The sequence below is a fragment of the Pseudomonas sp. NFPP25 genome (genome assembly GCF_900116505.1).
In the GTDB taxonomy this organism is placed as follows: domain Bacteria; phylum Pseudomonadota; class Gammaproteobacteria; order Pseudomonadales; family Pseudomonadaceae; genus Aquipseudomonas; species Aquipseudomonas protegens.
Map to the genome: position 1 here is coordinate 512,603 of NZ_FPBG01000005.1, position 18,209 is coordinate 530,811.

Annotated in this window: 14 protein-coding genes and 2 tRNA genes; 12 read left to right on the top strand and 4 right to left on the bottom strand. The window is 61.6% G+C overall.

All coding sequences use genetic code 11. The features are described 5' to 3' along the window. Positions 1-17 precede the first annotated feature (17 nt). A complete protein-coding gene (locus tag BM382_RS22250; protein WP_011058943.1) occupies positions 18-1,310 on the top strand; it encodes an adenylosuccinate synthase in 1,293 nt (430 codons plus the stop codon). A 139-nt stretch (positions 1,311-1,449) separates the two neighbouring features. After that, positions 1,450-3,384 (top strand): methyl-accepting chemotaxis protein, encoded by a 1,935-nt coding sequence (locus tag BM382_RS22255; RefSeq protein ID WP_011058944.1) that lies wholly within the window; start codon positions 1,450-1,452, stop codon positions 3,382-3,384. Positions 3,385-3,441: 57 nt separating this feature from the next. On the opposite strand, the gene BM382_RS22260 is transcribed toward BM382_RS22255, so the two are convergent. The 4 genes from BM382_RS22260 to BM382_RS22275 form a co-directional block, all read right to left on the bottom strand. After that, positions 3,442-5,007 carry an ABC transporter permease gene (locus tag BM382_RS22260; protein WP_011058945.1) on the bottom strand — a complete coding sequence of 522 codons (1,566 nt, stop codon included), beginning with the start codon at positions 5,005-5,007 and terminating at the stop codon, positions 3,442-3,444. Next, positions 5,007-6,032 carry an extracellular solute-binding protein gene (locus BM382_RS22265; protein WP_072443916.1) on the bottom strand — a complete coding sequence of 342 codons (1,026 nt, stop codon included), beginning with the start codon at positions 6,030-6,032 and terminating at the stop codon, positions 5,007-5,009. The genes BM382_RS22260 and BM382_RS22265 overlap by 1 nt, the downstream gene beginning before the upstream one ends. 185 nt (positions 6,033-6,217) lie before the next feature. Beyond that, a tRNA-Leu gene (locus BM382_RS22270) sits at positions 6,218-6,304 on the bottom strand. Between the two features lie 165 nt (positions 6,305-6,469). Then, positions 6,470-6,556 (bottom strand) — tRNA-Leu (locus BM382_RS22275). A 226-nt stretch (positions 6,557-6,782) separates the two neighbouring features. On the opposite strand from BM382_RS22275, the gene rnr reads away from it, so the two are divergent. The 10 genes from rnr to BM382_RS22325 all read left to right on the top strand — a co-directional run bounded on the left by rnr (position 6,783) and on the right by BM382_RS22325 (position 18,079). Next, a complete protein-coding gene (gene rnr, locus BM382_RS22280; RefSeq protein ID WP_011058947.1) occupies positions 6,783-9,410 on the top strand; it encodes a ribonuclease R in 2,628 nt (875 codons plus the stop codon). Next, positions 9,407-10,171, top strand: a complete 765-nt coding sequence (gene rlmB, locus BM382_RS22285; protein WP_011058948.1) for a 23S rRNA (guanosine(2251)-2'-O)-methyltransferase RlmB — start codon at positions 9,407-9,409, stop codon at positions 10,169-10,171. The genes rnr and rlmB overlap by 4 nt, the downstream gene beginning before the upstream one ends. 250 nt (positions 10,172-10,421) lie before the next feature. Then, positions 10,422-10,847: a 30S ribosomal protein S6 gene (rpsF, locus tag BM382_RS22290; RefSeq protein ID WP_011058949.1), complete on the top strand. Its 426-nt coding sequence runs from the start codon at positions 10,422-10,424 to the stop codon at positions 10,845-10,847. A 28-nt stretch (positions 10,848-10,875) separates the two neighbouring features. Continuing rightward, positions 10,876-11,106, top strand: a complete 231-nt coding sequence (rpsR, locus tag BM382_RS22295; protein WP_002551829.1) for a 30S ribosomal protein S18 — start codon at positions 10,876-10,878, stop codon at positions 11,104-11,106. A gap of 36 nt (positions 11,107-11,142) precedes the next feature. Then, on the top strand, positions 11,143-12,042 hold the full coding sequence (locus BM382_RS22300; protein WP_011058950.1) for a hypothetical protein: 900 nt from the start codon (positions 11,143-11,145) through the stop codon (positions 12,040-12,042). A gap of 21 nt (positions 12,043-12,063) precedes the next feature. Then, a complete protein-coding gene (gene rplI / locus BM382_RS22305; protein ID WP_007921484.1) occupies positions 12,064-12,510 on the top strand; it encodes a 50S ribosomal protein L9 in 447 nt (148 codons plus the stop codon). Positions 12,511-12,634: 124 nt separating this feature from the next. After that, positions 12,635-14,032, top strand: coding sequence for a replicative DNA helicase (gene dnaB / locus BM382_RS22310; RefSeq protein WP_011058951.1), 1,398 nt, complete (start codon positions 12,635-12,637; stop codon positions 14,030-14,032). Between the two features lie 190 nt (positions 14,033-14,222). Beyond that, a complete protein-coding gene (locus BM382_RS22315) occupies positions 14,223-16,520 on the top strand; it encodes a YgiQ family radical SAM protein (RefSeq protein WP_011058952.1) in 2,298 nt (765 codons plus the stop codon). Positions 16,521-16,700: 180 nt separating this feature from the next. Further along, positions 16,701-17,633, top strand: coding sequence for an Ssp4 family T6SS effector (locus tag BM382_RS22320; protein ID WP_011058953.1), 933 nt, complete (start codon positions 16,701-16,703; stop codon positions 17,631-17,633). Next, a complete protein-coding gene (locus BM382_RS22325; protein ID WP_011058954.1) occupies positions 17,630-18,079 on the top strand; it encodes a hypothetical protein in 450 nt (149 codons plus the stop codon). Before BM382_RS22320 ends, BM382_RS22325 begins: the two co-directional genes overlap by 4 nt. Positions 18,080-18,209 lie beyond the last annotated feature (130 nt).

An 18,209-nucleotide genomic window follows, 5' to 3' on the forward strand; every position in this document is an offset into this window, starting at 1 on the left:
GAATGAGGACAAGTGTTATGGGTAAGAATGTCGTAGTCCTGGGCACCCAATGGGGTGATGAGGGCAAAGGCAAGATCGTTGATCTGCTGACCGAACATGCCGCCGCCGTAGTGCGCTACCAGGGTGGCCACAACGCTGGTCACACCCTGGTGATCGACGGTGAGAAGACCGTCCTGCACCTGATTCCGTCCGGTGTGCTGCGCGAAGGCGTGCAGTGCCTGATCGGTAACGGTGTGGTGGTAGCTCCGGATGCCTTGATGCGTGAAATCGTCAAGCTGGAAGAGAAGGGTGTGCCGGTGCGCGAGCGCCTGCGTATCAGCCCGTCCTGCCCACTGATCCTGTCCTATCACGTGGCCCTGGACCAGGCCCGCGAGAAAGCCCGTGGCGAGCAGAAGATCGGTACCACCGGCCGCGGCATCGGCCCGGCTTACGAAGACAAGGTTGCACGTCGTGGCCTGCGCATCGGCGATCTGTTCCACCGCGAGCGTTTCGCCGCCAAGCTGGGCGAGCTGCTGGACTACCACAACTTCGTTCTGGTGAATTACTACAAAGAGCCGGCCATCGACTTCCAGAAGACCCTGGACGAGTGCATGGAATACGCCGAACTGCTCAAGCCGATGATGCTCGACGTGACTGCCGAGCTGCACCAGTTGCGCCGCGCCGGCAAGGACATCATGTTCGAAGGCGCCCAGGGCTCGTTGCTGGACATCGACCACGGCACCTACCCGTACGTCACCAGCTCCAACACCACTGCTGGTGGTATCGCCACCGGTTCGGGCGTGGGTCCGATGTACCTGGACTACATCCTGGGCATCACCAAGGCCTATACCACTCGCGTGGGCTCGGGCCCGTTCCCGACCGAGCTGTTCGACGACATCGGCGCTTTCCTGGCCAAGCGTGGTCATGAGTTCGGCGCCACCACCGGCCGCGCTCGTCGCTGCGGCTGGTTCGATGCCGTGATCCTGCGTCGCGCCATCGACGTCAACAGCATCTCGGGCCTGTGCCTGACCAAGCTGGACGTTCTGGACGGCCTGGAAACCATCAATATCTGTGTCGGCTACAAGAACCAGGATGGTGCAGTCATCGACGCGCCAACCGACGCCGACAGCTACATCGGCCTGGAGCCGGTGTACGAGCAGATGCCGGGCTGGAGCGAGTCGACCCTGGGTGCCAAGACCCTGGAAGAGCTGCCTGCCGCGGCCCAGGCCTACATCAAGCGCATCGAAGAGTTGGTCGGCGCGCCGATCGACATTATTTCGACAGGCCCGGACCGCAACGAGACCATCGTTCTGCGTCATCCGTTCGCTTGATAAGTCGTTGATGTAAAAAACAAAGGGCCCTTAATCGGGCCCTTTGTCGTTTCTGCTTGCCACGCGGCACGACCCTTGCTGTGAAATCCACTTCTAGAGTGCCATCAGAATAATGGCGTCAAAAGTAGAGGGATTTCCTGTGTCGGCCGTTCTCTCACTGTTACAAAGCCGTTTACTACGGCCTGTGTTCGTTACTCTCGGTATCGCCCTTTTGGTGCAAGTGCTGGTAGCGGTTGCCCTGACTCGGAGCACAGTGACTGCCCTCGAGGCGGATCTGGCTTCGCGCCTGGGCGGCGACAGCCAGAAATTGGCTGGCGAGCTCGAGCAGGCGGGCAAAGAAGTCACCTCCAGTCTGGAGAGTCTTTCCAGCAGTACCCGCCAACGCCTCACGGCCGGCCTGTCTTCGCGTCTCAAGGAAGAACAGGTACAGCTGCGTGCAGCGCTGGAGAAGGACCTGAAGGACTCTGCCAATGACATGGCTCAGTTGCTGGCCTCCGTGGCGCCTCGCGCCATGTGGGACAGTGATGTGCCGACCTTGTCCGAGTTCGCCCGACGGGCTCAGCGCAACCCCAATGTGTTGTTCGTGGTTTATGACGATGCGGCGGGAGAGCACCTGACCCGCTACCTGAATCGTGAAAACCCGATCAACAAGGCGCTGCTGGAAAAGGGCAAGGGCGACCGGGCGCTGGACAAAGTCCTGGATGCAGCGAAGAACGATCCTTCGGTGTACTACCTTGAAGCCTCGATCAATCCCAATGGCGTGGAAATCGGCAAGGTGCTGATGGGAGTCTCCACCGCGTCGGTGGAGGCCGATATCGCCGCCCTGGATCAGCGTTTCAGTGCCTTGATTGCCAGCAGCGATCAGTTGGTTGGCGACAGCCTCAAGGGAGCTTCTGCCGACAGCTCGGCGGCCATGCGCTCGCGCTTGCAGTCGGCCCAGGGGACGGCGGCACAGATGCAGGCCAATACCGCGAGCACGGTGCAGGAGGCGGCGGCCACCTTGCGCTGGCAGATCGGCGTCGGCCTGGCGCTGGTTGGCCTGGCCCTGCTGCTGTTGCTGGCAGTGGTGCTGGGGCGTCGCGTGGTGAGCAAGCTGCATTTGCTGATCGCTGCGCTCAATGACCTGGCAGCGGGCGAAGGTGACCTGACCAAGCGTGTGCCGCTCAACAGCAATGATGAGATTGGCGACATGGCCTCGGCGGTGAATCGCTTTGTGGATAAGTTGCAGCCCATCGTGCGGGAAGCGGGGGATGTGGCCCAGCGCACAGGCGTCGAGATCGGCGCCATGAGCCAGCGTAATGCCGGGGCTGATGCCGCAGCCGAAGCGCAGCGTGATGAGGTGGCAGAGAGCCTGCGGGCGTTGTCGCAGATGGCCGATGAAGCCCAGGCGGAAAGCCAGGCGATGCAGGCCGCACTGCAGCAGGTGGTGGAGATTCGTCAGGCGACGGACGAGACTACCCGCACCTCCGAGCAGGTCGGCAGCCTGATCGAGGCGCTGGCGGGGCAAGTGGATACCGGGGCCAAGGTGATCGAGCGCCTGGCCCAGCAGAGCGAGCAGATCGAGGTGGTGCTGACGGTGATCCATGGCATTGCCGAGCAAACCAACCTGCTGGCATTGAACGCTGCGATCGAGGCCGCGCGCGCCGGCGAGACCGGGCGCGGATTTGCCGTGGTGGCGGATGAGGTGCGGGCCCTGGCCAGCAAGACGCAAAGCTCCACTGGCGATATCCAGGCCCATATCGGTGCCCTGCAGCAGGGCGCGCGGGAGGCCGTAGCGGCTATCGGTCAGGCCGGGCGTCAGGCCAGCGAGGGCTTGCTGGTGCTGCGCGACAGTGCTCGCCTGCAACAATCGGTGCAGTCTTCGGTAGAGCAGGTGCACGCCGCGATTGGCCTGGCCACCCAGGCTGCGGCCCATCAGGCGCAGGGCGCGCAGGCGGTGCGTGGGCGGGTGGAAACCATCCATGCCCAGGCCGAGCGTGCGGCTCAGGCCGTGGTAGAAACCACCGCCAGCGGCAAGGTACTGGACAGCCTGGCGGCGCAGCTCAAGGCCAGCCTCGGTCAGTTCCGCGCCTGATGCCTGGCCGGCAAGCTGGCTCCTGCCACCTTACTGCAGGAGCCGGCTTGCCACCTCTCAGCGACTCAAATACATCCGCGTTGTCAGCAGATAGACCGGTAGCCCTGACACCAGTATCAACAGCGCCGCATAAGGTGCCGCTGCTGCAAACTCCACATTCGCCGTATGCGCCCACACTTCTGTGGCCAGGGTGTTGAGCCCGGTTGGGCTGAGCAGCAGGGTCGCTGTCAGTTCCTTCATCGCATCCAGAAAGACCAGGGCGAAAGCCGCGCCCAGCGCCGGGAAGATGATCGGCAGGGTCACTCGGCAAAAGGCGCTGAACGACGATGCGCCGAGGGTTCTTGCTGCTTCTTCCAGCTGTGGCGCGGCCTTGTTCAGCGCGGTGCGGATCGGCGCCTGGGCCAGGGGCAGGAACAGCAGGGCATAGGCAATCAGCAGCAGCGCCGAGGTCTGGTACAGCACCGGCACATAGTGCAGCGCGAAATACACCAGGGTCAGGGCGATCACCAGCCCTGGCAGGGCATGCAGCAGATAGGGCAGGCGCTCTGCCCAGATGGCCAGGCGCCCCTTGTAGCGCACCACCAGCAGGCCCACCGGCACTGCCAGCACCAGGCACAGGCCGGCGCCGCCCAGGGACAGGGCCAGTGAAGACAGCAATGCTTCGCTGATTGCCGCGACGGGGAAGGCTGCCGATGAACCGACGGCCAGCCAATAGGCAAGCATGCCCAGGGGTACACCGCTGCCGATCAGCGCCAGCATCAGGCAGTAAAGTTGTCCGCCGATGCTCCAGCGCCCCAGGCGTACCTGTTCGGCGTGCCTGGCTGCGCCCTGGCCGGTGCGTACATGGCGGCCCTTGCCACGGACGCGCAGTTCCAGCCCCAGCAGCAGCAGGCACAGCGCCAACAACACGGCCGACAGCATGGCGGCGTTGGCATTGCTGAACTCCAGCTCGAATTGCTGGTAGATGGCGGTGGTGAAGGTCTGCAGGCCGATGATCGACAGGGCGCCGAACTCCACCAGCATATGCAGGGCAATCAGCAGCGAGCCGGCCAGCAATGAAGGCCAGAGCAAGGGCAGGGTTATCTTGAAGAACACGCCCCAGCGATTTTGCCCCAGGGTCCGCGCCGACTCCTCCAGGGAGGGGTCGAGATTGCGCAGGGTGGCCGCCACCGGCAGGAACACCAGCGGGTATTTGGACAGGGTCATCACCAGGATCGCGCCGCCCAGTCCTTCGAACCCGGCGCTCAGGGATACCCAAGTGAAGCTGCTGACAAAGGCCGGTACGGCGAAGGGCAAGCACAGCACCACGCCCCAGATCCGCCTTCCCGGCAAATCGCTGCGTTCCAGCAGCCAGGCCAGGGACAGGCCGAGCACGGCGCAGGCAAGGGTCACACCGAGCATCAGCAGCAGGGTATTGCTCAGCAGGCGCAACACATAGGGGCGCCACAGCAGGTGCAGGGCTTCAGCCCAGCCGGCCTGCCAGGCCTTGAGGCCGACATATAACAGTGGCAACAGGCTCAGGCAGACCAGTAGCAGGACTGGCAGCAGTAGCCAGATCGAAGGCCGCTTGCGCCTCGGCACGAAGGTGGTGCGCAAGGCGGAAGCGGATGGCGATGGATTCATCAGTTCAGGCCGACGTCACGTTCCAGGTCCAGGGCTTCCTCGGCATTGCCGAGATCGGCTGGGGTCACCTTCGGGGCTTCCAGTTCATTGAAGGGCTTGAGTCCGCGATCGGACTGCATGCCTTTATGCAGCGGGTACTCGGCCGTGGTCTGGGTAATCACCCGCTGGCCTTCGTCGCTGGCCATGTAGGCCAGAAGCTGCTGGGCCTCTTTCGGATGCTTGCTGGACTTGAGTACGGCTGCGCTGGACACGGTGATCAGGCCGCCGACGTCGCCGCCCGTGAAGTAGTGCAGTTTCGAGTCGAGCTGGCCTTTTTCCCGTTGCAGGGCAAACCAGTAGTAGTTGTTCACCAGGACCGTGGCCACTTCGCCGTTTTCCACGGCTTTGAGAGCCACCATGTTGTTGCTGTAGACCTTGCCGAAAGCCCGCAGGCCGGTCAGCCATTCTTCGGCAGCATCCCTGCCGTGCATCTTGATGATGGCCACGGCCTGTTCCTGGAAGGCGCCACTGGTGGGCACGAAGCCAACCTTGCCTTGCCACTGCGGCTGGGAGAATTCCATCACCGACTTGGGCAGGTCTTTTTCGTCGATCAGTTTCGGGTTGAAGGCGACGACTCGTACGCGCGCGGTGACACCGATCCAGGTGCCGTTGCCCGCAACATATTCCTTGGGCAGTACGGCCAGGGTCGTGGTGTCGGTCTGGGCCAGCAGGCCCTGCTCGCCGAGTTTGTTCAGGGGAGGGGATTCTTCGGTGTAGATCACATCAGCGGGGGAGCGGTCGCCTTCTTCGACAACCTGGCTGGCCAGTTGATTGCTGCTGCCCTTGCGGACATTCACATGGATGCCGGTCTTGGCTTCGAAAGCCTTGGCTACCGCGTCGCCGACTTCCTTGTGCTGACCGTTGTACAGGGTCAGGGAAACCGGATCGGCTGCCTGGGTGAAGGGGGATGTCAGGGTCAGCCCCAGCAAAGTGATGGTCAAGCCACGCAGAAGGGATGTTGGAAGGAGGGTATTTCTGAACATCATTCGCAGGTTTCCTCACTGTAGTGCCGCAAAAACTTGTAACAATCATAAACGATATCGTTTCTCATGTGCGCTTTGCGGGTGCGGAGGAAGGCGATGGCGCGGGGAAATATCAGGGGGTGGAAACGCAAAAACCCGCTTTCGCGGGTTTTTGTGAGACTTGAAAGCGATGCTCTCAAGTTTTGAATTGGTGCCCAGAAGAAGACTCGAACTTCCACGACCTTGCGGTCACCAGCACCTGAAGCTGGCGTGTCTACCAATTTCACCATCTGGGCAGTATCGACGTCGTCGCCGTGTCGATGGAGCGCACTATACGGACAGCGTTTTGATCTGTAAACCCCTGTTTTGGTTTTATTAAATCAAACACTTAGAATGCAAAAACCCGCTTTCGCGGGTTTTTGTTCGAGCCTTGAAACTGATCTAATCTCAAGCTCTTGAATTGGTGCCCAGAAGAAGACTCGAACTTCCACGGCCTTGCGGCCACCAGCACCTGAAGCTGGCGTGTCTACCAATTTCACCATCTGGGCAGTATCGCTGACGTCTCCGTCGTCGATGGCGCGCACTATACGGAGGCTCTTTTAAGCTGTAAACCCCAGATTTCAAAAAAGTTTGAAAAAAGTCTCCGGCGGTATGCGTGACGATGTTTCTGAGGCGATGGCGAGGATTATTCCCAGGTTGTCTGAGCCTGAAATTTCCCGTTTCAATACGCGTATGCCAAACTAACCCGCATATAGACAAGGTGAAATTTATCTAATGGCCGATTGGCAGTCCCTCGATCCCGAGGCCGCTCGTGAAGCGGAAAAATACGAAAACCCTATTCCTAGCCGCGAACTCATCCTTCAGCACCTTGCTGACCGGGGTTCGCCTGCTAGTCGCGAGCAGTTGGTCGAAGAGTTCGGTCTGACCACGGAAGACCAGCTGGAAGCCCTGCGCCGCCGCCTGCGCGCCATGGAGCGCGACGCTCAACTGATCTATACCCGCCGCGGCACCTATGCGCCGGTGGACAAGCTCGACCTGATTCTCGGCCGTATCAGCGGTCACCGCGACGGCTTCGGCTTCCTGGTGCCGGATGACGGCAGCGACGACCTGTTCATGAGCCCGGCGCAAATGCGTCTGGTATTCGATGGCGACCGCGCCCTGGCCCGGGTTTCCGGCCTGGATCGTCGCGGCCGTCGCGAAGGCGTGATCGTCGAAGTGGTGTCCCGTGCCCACGAAAGCATCGTCGGTCGCTACTTCGAAGAAGGTGGCATCGGTTTCGTGGTGGCAGACAACCCGAAGATCCAGCAGGAAGTGCTGGTAACGCCGGGGCGCAATGCCAATGCCAAGATCGGTCAGTTCGTCGAAGTGAAGATCACTCACTGGCCGACGCCGCGCTTCCAGCCGCAAGGCGATGTGGTGGAGGTGGTGGGCAACTACATGGCACCGGGCATGGAAATCGACGTTGCCCTGCGCACCTACGATATTCCTCATGTCTGGCCAGAGGCGGTGCTCAAGGAAGCCGGCAAGCTCAAGCCCGAAGTGGAAGAGAAGGACAAAGAGAAGCGCATCGATCTGCGTGATCTGCCTTTCGTCACCATCGACGGCGAAGACGCCCGCGACTTCGACGACGCTGTTTTCTGCGAAGCCAAGCCCGGCAAGCTGCGCCTGTTCGGTGGTGGCTGGAAGCTGTATGTGGCGATTGCCGACGTCTCCAGTTACGTGAAGATCGGTTCGGCTCTGGATGCCGAAGCCCAGGTGCGCGGCAACTCGGTGTACTTCCCCGAGCGGGTGATCCCGATGCTGCCCGAGCAACTGTCCAACGGCCTGTGCTCGCTGAACCCGAAAGTCGATCGCCTGGCCATGGTTTGCGAGATGACCATCTCCAAGTCCGGCGAGATGACCGATTACCAGTTCTACGAAGCGGTGATCCACTCCAAGGCGCGTCTGACCTACAACAAGGTCAGCACCATGCTCGAGCAGCCGAAAACCAGCGAAGCCAAGCAGTTGCGCGGTGAATACGGCGATGTCCTGCCGCACCTGAAGCAGCTGTATGCGCTGTACAAGGTCTTGCTGGGGGCTCGCCATACCCGGGGCGCCATCGACTTCGAGACCCAGGAAACCCGGATCATCTTCGGTTCCGAGCGCAAGATCGCCGAAATTCGTCCGACTACCCGCAATGATGCGCACAAGCTGATCGAGGAATGCATGCTGGCGGCCAACGTGGCCACCGCCGAGTTCCTCAAGAAGCACGAGATTCCGGCCCTGTACCGGGTGCACGATGGTCCGCCGCCGGAGCGTCTGGAAAAACTGCGCGCCTTCCTCGGCGAGCTGGGCCTGTCCCTGCATAAGGGCAAGGATGGCCCGACGCCGAAGGACTACCAGGCATTGCTGGAAACCATCAAGGACCGTCCGGATTACCACCTGATCCAGACCGTGATGCTGCGCTCCCTGAGCCAGGCGGTGTACAGCGCTGATAACCAGGGCCACTTCGGCCTGAATTACGAAGCCTATACCCACTTCACTTCGCCGATCCGTCGCTACCCGGACCTGTTGACCCATCGGGCCATCCGCAGCGTCATCCACTCCAAGCAGGACACGCCGCACGTGCGCCGCGCCGGGGCGATGACCATTCCGAAGGCGCGTATCTATCCGTACGACGAAGCGACCCTGGAGCAGCTCGGCGAGCAGTGCTCGATGAGCGAGCGCCGTGCCGATGAGGCTACGCGGGACGTAGTGAACTGGCTCAAGTGCGAGTTCATGAAGGATCGTGTGGGCGAGTCCTTCCCGGGTGTGATCACCGCGGTGACCGGTTTCGGCCTGTTCGTCGAGTTGACCGACATCTACGTCGAGGGCCTGGTGCACGTCACCGCCTTGCCGGGGGACTACTACCACTTCGACCCTGTGCATCACCGCCTGGCGGGCGAGCGCACCGGTCGCAGCTTCCGCCTGGGCGATACTGTGGAAGTGCGTGTCATGCGCGTCGACCTGGACGAGCGCAAGATCGATTTCGAAATGGCCGAGAAGACCATCAACGCACCGATCGGCCGCAAGAAGCGTGGCGCCGCGGACGCACCTGCCAGCAAGGTCGTGGAAGAGCCGGCTCCAGCCAAGGCGGGGCGTCGCAGCTCCGCCAAGGAAAAGGCGGTCGAGGCTTATCGTCCAAGCGACGCTGCCGCGAAAAACGCCGAAGTGCGCAAAAGCCGCGAAATGAAGCGGGCGCTGCTGGCCGAAGCCAAGGGCGGTGGTAAAGCGACGTCTGCGGGAAAGTCCGGTAAGCCGGCGCCCTCGCGCGCTGGCGAAAAGCCCGCCAAGCCGAGCAAACATCGTAAAGGTCCGCCCAAGGCGGGCTCCGCTTCCGGCGCTAAAAGCGGCGGGGCGCGCAAACCTAAGGCCAAGTCATGAGTCAGTTGGAAAAGATCTACGGCGTGCATGCCGTAGAAGCGTTGCTGCGTCACCATCCCAAGCGGGTCAAGCAGATCTGGTTGGCTGAAGGGCGCAGTGATCCACGGGTTCAGGTTCTGGTGGACCTGGCTGCGCAGAACCGTGTTTCGGTTGGCCAGGCCGAGCGTCGTGAGATGGACGCATGGGTTGAAGGCGTGCACCAGGGCGTAGTGGCGGAAGTCAGCCCGAGCCAGGTGTGGGGCGAGGCCATGCTCGACGAGCTGCTGGACCGTACCGAAGGCGCGCCGTTGCTGCTGGTGCTGGACGGTGTGACCGACCCGCATAACCTCGGGGCCTGCCTGCGTACTGCCGATGCGGCCGGTGCCCTGGCAGTGCTGGTGCCCAAGGACAAGTCGGCGACCCTGACTCCGACCGTGCGTAAAGTGGCCTGCGGCGCCGCCGAAGTGATTCCGCTGGTAGCCGTGACCAACCTGGCCCGCACCCTGGAGAAGCTCCAGCAGCGTGGGCTGTGGATCGTCGGCACCGCCGGCGAGGCCGAACAGGAACTGTACGACCAGGACCTGACCGGCCCGACCATCATCATCATGGGGGCCGAAGGCAAGGGCATGCGTCGCCTGACCCGCGAGCACTGCGACTACCTGGTACGCCTGCCGATGGCCGGCAGCGTCAGCAGCCTCAACGTCTCCGTGGCCACTGGCGTGTGCCTGTTCGAAGCCATGCGCCAGCGCGGTGCTAAGGCCAAGGCCGCCAAGAAAGCCTGACCCGCAGTTGCAGGAGCCGGCTTGCCGGCGAGGCGCGTGCTGCCGTCCATCGTCGGCACGCCGGCTCCCGCAGGTGGTTGTTCAAATAATCACCAATTGCCTTGCGCCGCTGTTCCCCCTTCTCTACAATTGCGCCCCTTGCCGTGACGGCAGGCGCATATGTGCCTACTACCAGGCAAGACACACCAGTGTCATTCACTCCTTGTCTGACCGCTTATAGGCGGCAGGCTACAACCCGTAAGGAGCATTCATGCGTCATTACGAAATCATCTTTTTGGTCCACCCGGATCAAAGCGAGCAAGTCGGCGGCATGGTTGAGCGTTACACCAAGCTGATCGAAGAAGACGGCGGCAAAATCCACCGTCTGGAAGACTGGGGCCGTCGTCAACTGGCCTACGCAATCAACAATGTTCACAAGGCTCACTACGTGATGCTGAACGTTGAGTGCACCGGTAAAGCCCTGGCTGAGCTGGAAGACAACTTCCGTTACAACGATGCTGTGATCCGTAACCTGGTCATCCGTCGCGAAGAAGCCATCACTGGCCAATCCGAGATGCTCAAGGCTGAAGAAAACCGCAGTGAGCGCCGTGAGCGTCGTGACCGTCCTGAGCATGCTGACAGCGCCGATGGCGATGACAGCGACAACAGCGACGCCAGCGATAACGCTGACGAGTAATCCACGGACCTTTTGAGGAGCCAATTACATGGCACGTTTCTTCCGTCGTCGTAAATTCTGCCGCTTCACCGCTGAAGACGTGAAAGAGATCGATTACAAAGATCTCAACACTCTGAAAGCCTACGTATCCGAGACCGGCAAAATCGTTCCAAGCCGCATCACCGGTACCAAAGCTCGTTATCAGCGTCAGCTGGCCACCGCTATCAAGCGCGCCCGCTTCCTGGCCCTGCTGGCCTACACCGACAGCCACGGCCGCTGAGATCGGGCAGTCGACAAGTAGTAAGGGATTGAATGCATGCGCGCCTTAGCTGAGTTCATCATGCGCGGTCGTATGCAGGCCACTCTGGTAGTGGCTGGCTGTTCGGCATTGCCGTTGTTGTATTGGTTGGGTGCTGCCGCCGGGAGCCTGGTGCTTCTGCGGCGCGGATTGAAGGATGCCCTTGGCGTCCTCGCTCTGGGAGTGCTGCCAGCTTTGCTCTGGTGGCTGACGTTCGATGACCCGCGGGCACTTCTGGTGCTGCTGGGTTCTTCGAGTCTTGCGTTGGTTTTGCGCGCAAGCGAGTCCTGGAGCCGCGTGCTGCTGGTCAGCATAGCGATGGGGTTGGTGTTTGCTGGAGTCCTGGGTGCGGCTTTCCGCCCTCAGATCGAAGCGCTGTCACAGGAATTGATAAAAATCCTGCCGATGGCCTTGGGTGAGGTCTACCAGCAGCTATCGGTTGAAGAGCGAGCTCGTCTTGCCACGCTGATTGCACCGATCCTGACCGGCCTGATAGCGGCCCTGTTGCAAGCCATCAGCGTGCTGAGCCTGATTCTTGGGCGTTACTGGCAGGCTGTGTTGTATAACCCGGGTGGTTTTGGTCGCGAGTTTCGCGCCATCAGAATCCCTCTTGGGCCAGCGATGTTGCTGCTGGCGTGCATGCTGGTGGGGCCGAACTTCGGACCTCAACTGGCCATGCTGACGCCGATGTGCAGTGTCCCGCTGGCTTTTGCCGGGCTGGCCCTGATTCACGGGCTGGTGGCACAAGGGCGACTGGCCAGGTTCTGGCTGGTGGGGTTGTACGTCACGCTGTTGCCGTTCATGCAGCTGATCTATCCGTTGCTCGTGGTCCTGGCCATTGTCGACAGTCTGGTTGATTTTCGCGGTCGTTTGGCGCCGAAAGACGCTGATAACGGCTCTGCGAACGGTGAAGGTTAAAAGTTAAGAGGTTATTACCAAATGGAACTGATCCTGCTGGAAAAAATCGCCAACCTGGGCAACCTGGGCGATAAGGTAAACGTTAAGGCTGGTTACGGCCGTAACTACCTGCTGCCTTTCGGCAAAGCCACCGCTGCTACCGCTGCCAACCTGGCTGCGTTCGAAGCGCGTCGTGCCGAGCTGGAAAAACTGGCTGCAGAGAAGAAGGCTTCTGCCGAAACTCGCGCTGCGCAACTGGCTGAGCTGGAAGTGACCATCACTGCCACCGCCGGTGACGAAGGCAAGCTGTTCGGTTCGATCGGCACCCACGACATCGCTGATGCACTGACCGCCTCGGGCGTTGAAGTGGCAAAAAGCGAAGTTCGTCTGCCGAACGGCACCATCCGCAACGTAGGTGAATTCGACGTAGCCGTGCACCTGCACGCTGAAGTTGAAGCAACCGTACGCGTTGTCGTGGTGGCTGCTTAAGCAGTACCAAATCGTCTGGCACCTTGTGTGGCTGACGGTTAACATCGGGCACGATCCTGTTTACAGGTCGTGCCCTTTGTCTTTCTGCTGATCCTGATTTTCATCCCCCGAATTCCAAGTGGCCATGAACGATATCTCCGCTCCCGAGCAATACGATCTGCAAACCGCTGCCCTGAAGGTGCCGCCGCACTCCATCGAGGCCGAACAGGCCGTGCTCGGTGGTCTGATGCTGGACAACAACGCCTGGGAGCGCGTGTTGGATCAAGTGTCCGACGGCGATTTCTACCGGCATGACCACCGTTTGATCTTCCGCGCCATCGCCAAGCTGGCCGACCAGAACATGCCCATCGACGTGGTCACCCTGTCCGAGCAACTGGACAAGGAAGGCCAGACTTCGCAGGTCGGCGGCCTGGGCTACCTGGGTGAACTGGCGAAGAACACTCCGTCGGTGGCCAACATCAAGGCCTATGCGCAGATCGTTCGCCAGCGGGCCACCCTGCGTCAGCTGATCGGCATCAGCACCGAGATCGCCGACAGTGCCTTCAACCCGGAAGGGCGCACCGCCGAAGAGATTCTCGACGAGGCCGAGCGGCAGATCTTCCAGATCGCCGAAGCGCGGCCCAAGACCGGCGGCCCGGTGGGGGTCAACGAACTGCTGACCAAGGCCATCGACCGCATCGATACCCTGTTCAACACGGACAACGCCATCACCGGCCTGTCCACCGGCTATACCGATCTCGACGAGAAGACCAGCGGCCTGCAGCCGGCCGACTTGATCATCGTCGCCGGCCGTCCGTCCATGGGTAAGACCACCTTCGCCATGAACCTGGTGGAGAACGCGGTACTGCGCAGCGACAAGGCGGTGCTGGTGTACTCCCTGGAGATGCCAGGTGAATCGCTGATCATGCGTATGCTCTCCTCCCTGGGCCGCATCGACCAGACCAAGGTCCGTTCCGGCCAGCTGGAAGACGACGACTGGCCACGCCTGACCTCGGCGGTCAACCTGCTCAACGACCGCAAGCTGTTCATCGACGACACCGCGGGCATCAGCCCCTCGGAGATGCGTGCGCGGACCCGGCGCCTGGTGCGTGAGCACGGCGATATCGCCATGATCATGATCGACTACCTGCAGCTCATGCAGATTCCAGGCTCCAGCGGCGACAACCGGACCAACGAGATTTCCGAGATTTCCCGGTCCCTGAAGGCCCTGGCCAAGGAGTTCAACTGCCCGGTAGTGGCCCTGTCCCAGCTCAACCGCTCCCTGGAACAACGTCCCAACAAGCGCCCGGTGAACTCCGACTTGCGGGAATCCGGAGCGATCGAGCAGGACGCCGACGTGATCATGTTCGTCTACCGGGACGAGGTGTATCACCCGGAAACCGAGCACAAGGGCATTGCCGAGATCATCATCGGCAAGCAGCGGAACGGCCCCATCGGCTTTATCCGCCTGGCGTTCATCGGCAAGTACACCCGCTTCGAGAACCTCGCCCCGGGCAGCTACAACTTCGACGACGACGAATAACCCGCCCGTTCGCCGGCCATCCGCCTGCCGGCGCCTGTAGGAGCCTGTAGGAGCCGGCTCGCCGGCGAATCGGCTGCACCGAATTCCGACCATAACGGTCGGAATTGGTTATTTTTTGTGCTATATTCCGCGCCCGCGAATTTCCCTGTGAATCAACGCGTCCCTATCCAAGCCAACACCGGTCATCGACATGCAAGCAGCCAAGCCGTTATTTGACTATCCCAAGTACTGGGCCGAATGTTTCGGGCCAGCACCATTCCTGCCCATGAGCAGGGAGGAGATGGATCAGCTCGGCTGGGATTCCTGCGACATCATCATCGTCACCGGTGATGCCTACGTCGATCACCCGTCGTTCGGCATGGCGATCATCGGCCGGCTGCTGGAGTCCCAGGGCTTTCGCGTCGGGATCATCGCCCAACCCAACTGGCAGTCCAAAGACGACTTCATGAAGCTCGGCGAGCCGAACCTGTTCTTCGGTGTCGCTGCCGGCAACATGGACTCGATGATCAACCGCTACACCGCCGACAAGAAAATCCGCTCCGACGACGCCTACACCCCCGGTGGCCTGGCGGGCAAACGCCCGGATCGTGCGAGCCTGGTCTACAGCCAGCGCTGCAAGGAAGCCTACAAGCACGTGCCCATCGTTCTCGGCGGCATTGAGGCGTCCCTGCGCCGCATCGCCCACTACGACTACTGGCAGGACCGGGTGCGCAACTCGATCCTGATCGACGCCAGCGCCGATATCCTGCTGTACGGCAACGCCGAGCGAGCCATTGTCGAAGTGGCCCAGCGCCTGTCCTACGGCCACAAGATCGAAGACATCACCGACGTGCGCGGCACCGCCTTCATCCGCCGCGACACGCCCAAGGACTGGTACGAAGTGGACTCCACCCGTATCGACCGCCCGGGCAAGATCGACAAGATCATCAACCCCTACGTCAATACCCAGGACACCCAGGCCTGCGCCATCGAGCAGGAAAAGGGCCCGGTGGACGATCCCCAGGAAGCCAAGGTGGTGCAGATCCTTGCCAGCCCGCGCATGACCCGGGACAAGACCGTGATCCGCCTGCCGTCCATGGAGAAGGTGCGCAACGACCCGGTCCTGTATGCCCACGCCAACCGTGTGCTGCACCTGGAAACCAACCCGGGCAACGCCCGCGCCCTGGTGCAGAAGCATGGCGAAGTGGACGTGTGGTTCAACCCGCCGCCCATTCCCATGACCACCGAGGAAATGGACTACGTGTTCGGCATGCCTTATCAGCGCATTCCGCACCCGGCCTATGGCAAGGAAAAGATCCCGGCCTACGACATGATCCGTTTCTCGGTGAACATCATGCGCGGCTGCTTCGGCGGTTGTACTTTCTGCTCCATCACCGAGCACGAAGGGCGGATCATCCAGAACCGTTCCGAAGAGTCGATCATTCGCGAGATCGAAGAAATTCGCGACAAGGTTCCAGGTTTTACCGGGGTCATTTCCGACCTCGGCGGCCCGACCGCGAACATGTACCGCATCGCCTGCAAGAGCCCGGAAATCGAATCCGCGTGCCGCAAGCCGTCCTGCGTGTTCCCGGGCATCTGTCCGAACCTGAACACCGACCATTCGTCGCTGATCCAGCTGTATCGCAGCGCCCGTGCCTTGCCCGGGGTGAAGAAGATCCTCATCGCCTCCGGCCTGCGCTACGACCTGGCGGTGGAATCGCCGGAGTACGTCAAGGAGCTGGTGACCCACCACGTGGGCGGCTACTTGAAGATCGCCCCGGAACACACCGAGGAAGGTCCGCTCAATCAGATGATGAAGCCGGGCATTGGTACCTACGACCGCTTCAAGCGGATGTTCGAGAAATACTCCAAGGAAGCGGGCAAGGAGCAGTACCTGATTCCGTACTTCATCGCCGCCCACCCGGGCACCACCGATGAAGACATGATGAACCTGGCCCTGTGGCTCAAGGGCAACGGTTTTCGCGCGGACCAGGTACAGGCGTTCTACCCGTCGCCGATGGCCACCGCCACGGCCATGTACCACTCGGGCAAGAACCCGCTGCGCAAGGTCACCTACAAGAGCGACGGCGTGACCATCGTCAAGAGCGAGGAGCAGCGCCGCCTGCACAAGGCGTTCCTGCGCTACCACGATCCGAAGGGCTGGCCGATGCTGCGCGAGGCTCTGCTGCGCATGGGCCGTGGCGACCTGATCGGTCCGGGCAAGAACCAGCTGATTCCGACCCACCAGCCGGCTACCGACAGCTACCAGAGTGCCCGTCGCAAGAATTCGACACCGGCCGGCAGCCACAAGGTGGCCAAGGAAACCAAGATCCTTACCCAGCACACCGGGCTGCCTCCTCGCGGCAGCGACGGCGGCAATGCCTGGGACAAGCGCGAACAGGCCAAGGCCGCAGCGTTTGCCCGCAACAAGCAGGCGGCCAAGGAGCGCGCCGATGCGGCCAAGGGCAAAGGCAAGAAGCCGACCCGCAAGCCGGTAGTGCCGCGCTAAACCCCACAAAACGCCAGCCACCGAGCTGGCGTTTTGCTTTTATGGAGATCGATTTTTTACCGGCGGGCGAGCAACAAACGGTCAGGGCTTTGTTAAGGTTGCCGGGCTTGCATTGCCGCGATGCCTGGCTGGCTCATGGCTATCAGGCAGATTCACATCGTCAGACCAAGGATGAATCGCGTGACCAGCCCACTAGATGGAGTGATCAGGGACCTCAGCCTGACCCAGGTTCTTGCCCGCCAACGGATCGAAAGCCAGATAAACCTGCCGCGTCTGTTTGCCGCCATCGACACCGATCCCTCGATTGCCGGTGCCGGGGTGGTGTACATCGATGCCGACTTCAATGTCGTGACCCTGCGCGAATTCAGGCCAATCTGCAGCATCGTGCCCAAGCGGGTGATCTTGCGCGAAGCCAAGCGCTACATCGCGCCCCAGCAGTTCGTCGACCAGGTGAAGAACAACCCGCGCGAATCGCGGCTGGCCACTGAATCCTTCAACACCACCCTGGCCTGCACGGCCGCAGTGATCGGCTGGCTGGTGGTGTTCAGCGGCAGCATTGCCGTGCCCTTCACCGCCGGTGCCAGTGTCTGGGTGGTAGCGCTTGGGGCCTCGGCGGCGATGGCCGGCACCGCTCAGTGCGTGATTGGCGGCGCGCGGGTGATCAACGAGATCCAGGACCCGGCGGCCAACGACCGCATGGACGATGCCGAGTGGTACAACATAGTCACGCCGATTCTCGATGGCATTTCCCTGGTGGGTGTCGGCGGTTCGGCGCTGACCACGCTCAGGCTGCTCAAGGCCAGCAAGGCGGCGAACACCGGCAAAAGCTGGATGCAGTTGCTCAAGGGGCTCAACCGCCAGGAACGGGCCAAGCTGACCAAGGAACTGTTGACCCTGCGGGACCCGAGCCTGACCTCCAAGCTGCTGAAGCTGCAACAGCGTGCCGGTGCGTTGCCCAGGCGCTATTCGTCGACGCAGATCCGCCACGCCACCCTGACCCAGATGCAGGATGCTCTGGGCGCTGCCCTGAGTACCAGCGGGAGTATCAGCTCCGGCAATCTTGGCCAGGTGAAAACCCTTGCGGTGGGGCTCTACGAGGAGTTCGACGAGTGATAGATGGCGGCCGCATGAGAGACTTCCTAGTACGTTATTTCCCGACCTTCATGCTCACCGTGCTGCTGGGCTGCTTCAGTGCCTCGCTCCTGCTGTCCCTGGCCGGCACCACTTATTGGCGCGCCATGGCACCGCCCCAGCGCGACGAATACCTGCTGTTTGGCCTGTTGGTACTGATCCCGCTGCTGGTGCTGGGCAACCTGCTGATAGTGCGTGGCATTTCCCGCGCGGTATGGTTGGTGGCCGGCTACTTTGTCGCCTGCCTGCTTGGGGTGGTGCCGATGTTTCAGTATCACCCGCACCAGGGGGTGTACCTGTTCGGCGTGTTGCTGCCGCTGCTCGGGCTGTTGCTGCTCAACAGCAAGCGGCACCGGGAAATGCGCGAGCGGCTGCTGCAGATCCGCCAGCAGCGCCAGCGCTTCAAGCAGCAGCGCAAGCGCGGCTGATTCGTCGCCTGCCTTCTGGCGCATTTATGTGCAATTGCCTGCACCGGGATGCATCGATTGCGCGGTTTTGGTGCTGTACTGCCCAGGGTCGCTGAACAACCCCATGGACTTGCGCGCTGGCATAAGTCTT

Coding starts and splice junctions, on each gene's coding strand:
- BM382_RS22250 (WP_011058943.1), top strand. CDS start 18: ATGGGTAAGAATGTCGTAGTCCTGGGCACCCAATGGGGTGATGAGGGC.
- BM382_RS22260 (WP_011058945.1), bottom strand. CDS start 5,007: ATGAATCCATCGCCATCCGCTTCCGCCTTGCGCACCACCTTCGTGCCG.
- BM382_RS22265 (WP_072443916.1), bottom strand. CDS start 6,032: ATGATGTTCAGAAATACCCTCCTTCCAACATCCCTTCTGCGTGGCTTG.
- rnr (WP_011058947.1), top strand. CDS start 6,783: ATGGCCGATTGGCAGTCCCTCGATCCCGAGGCCGCTCGTGAAGCGGAA.
- rlmB (WP_011058948.1), top strand. CDS start 9,407: ATGAGTCAGTTGGAAAAGATCTACGGCGTGCATGCCGTAGAAGCGTTG.
- rpsF (WP_011058949.1), top strand. CDS start 10,422: ATGCGTCATTACGAAATCATCTTTTTGGTCCACCCGGATCAAAGCGAG.
- rpsR (WP_002551829.1), top strand. CDS start 10,876: ATGGCACGTTTCTTCCGTCGTCGTAAATTCTGCCGCTTCACCGCTGAA.
- BM382_RS22300 (WP_011058950.1), top strand. CDS start 11,143: ATGCGCGCCTTAGCTGAGTTCATCATGCGCGGTCGTATGCAGGCCACT.
- rplI (WP_007921484.1), top strand. CDS start 12,064: ATGGAACTGATCCTGCTGGAAAAAATCGCCAACCTGGGCAACCTGGGC.
- dnaB (WP_011058951.1), top strand. CDS start 12,635: ATGAACGATATCTCCGCTCCCGAGCAATACGATCTGCAAACCGCTGCC.
- BM382_RS22315 (WP_011058952.1), top strand. CDS start 14,223: ATGCAAGCAGCCAAGCCGTTATTTGACTATCCCAAGTACTGGGCCGAA.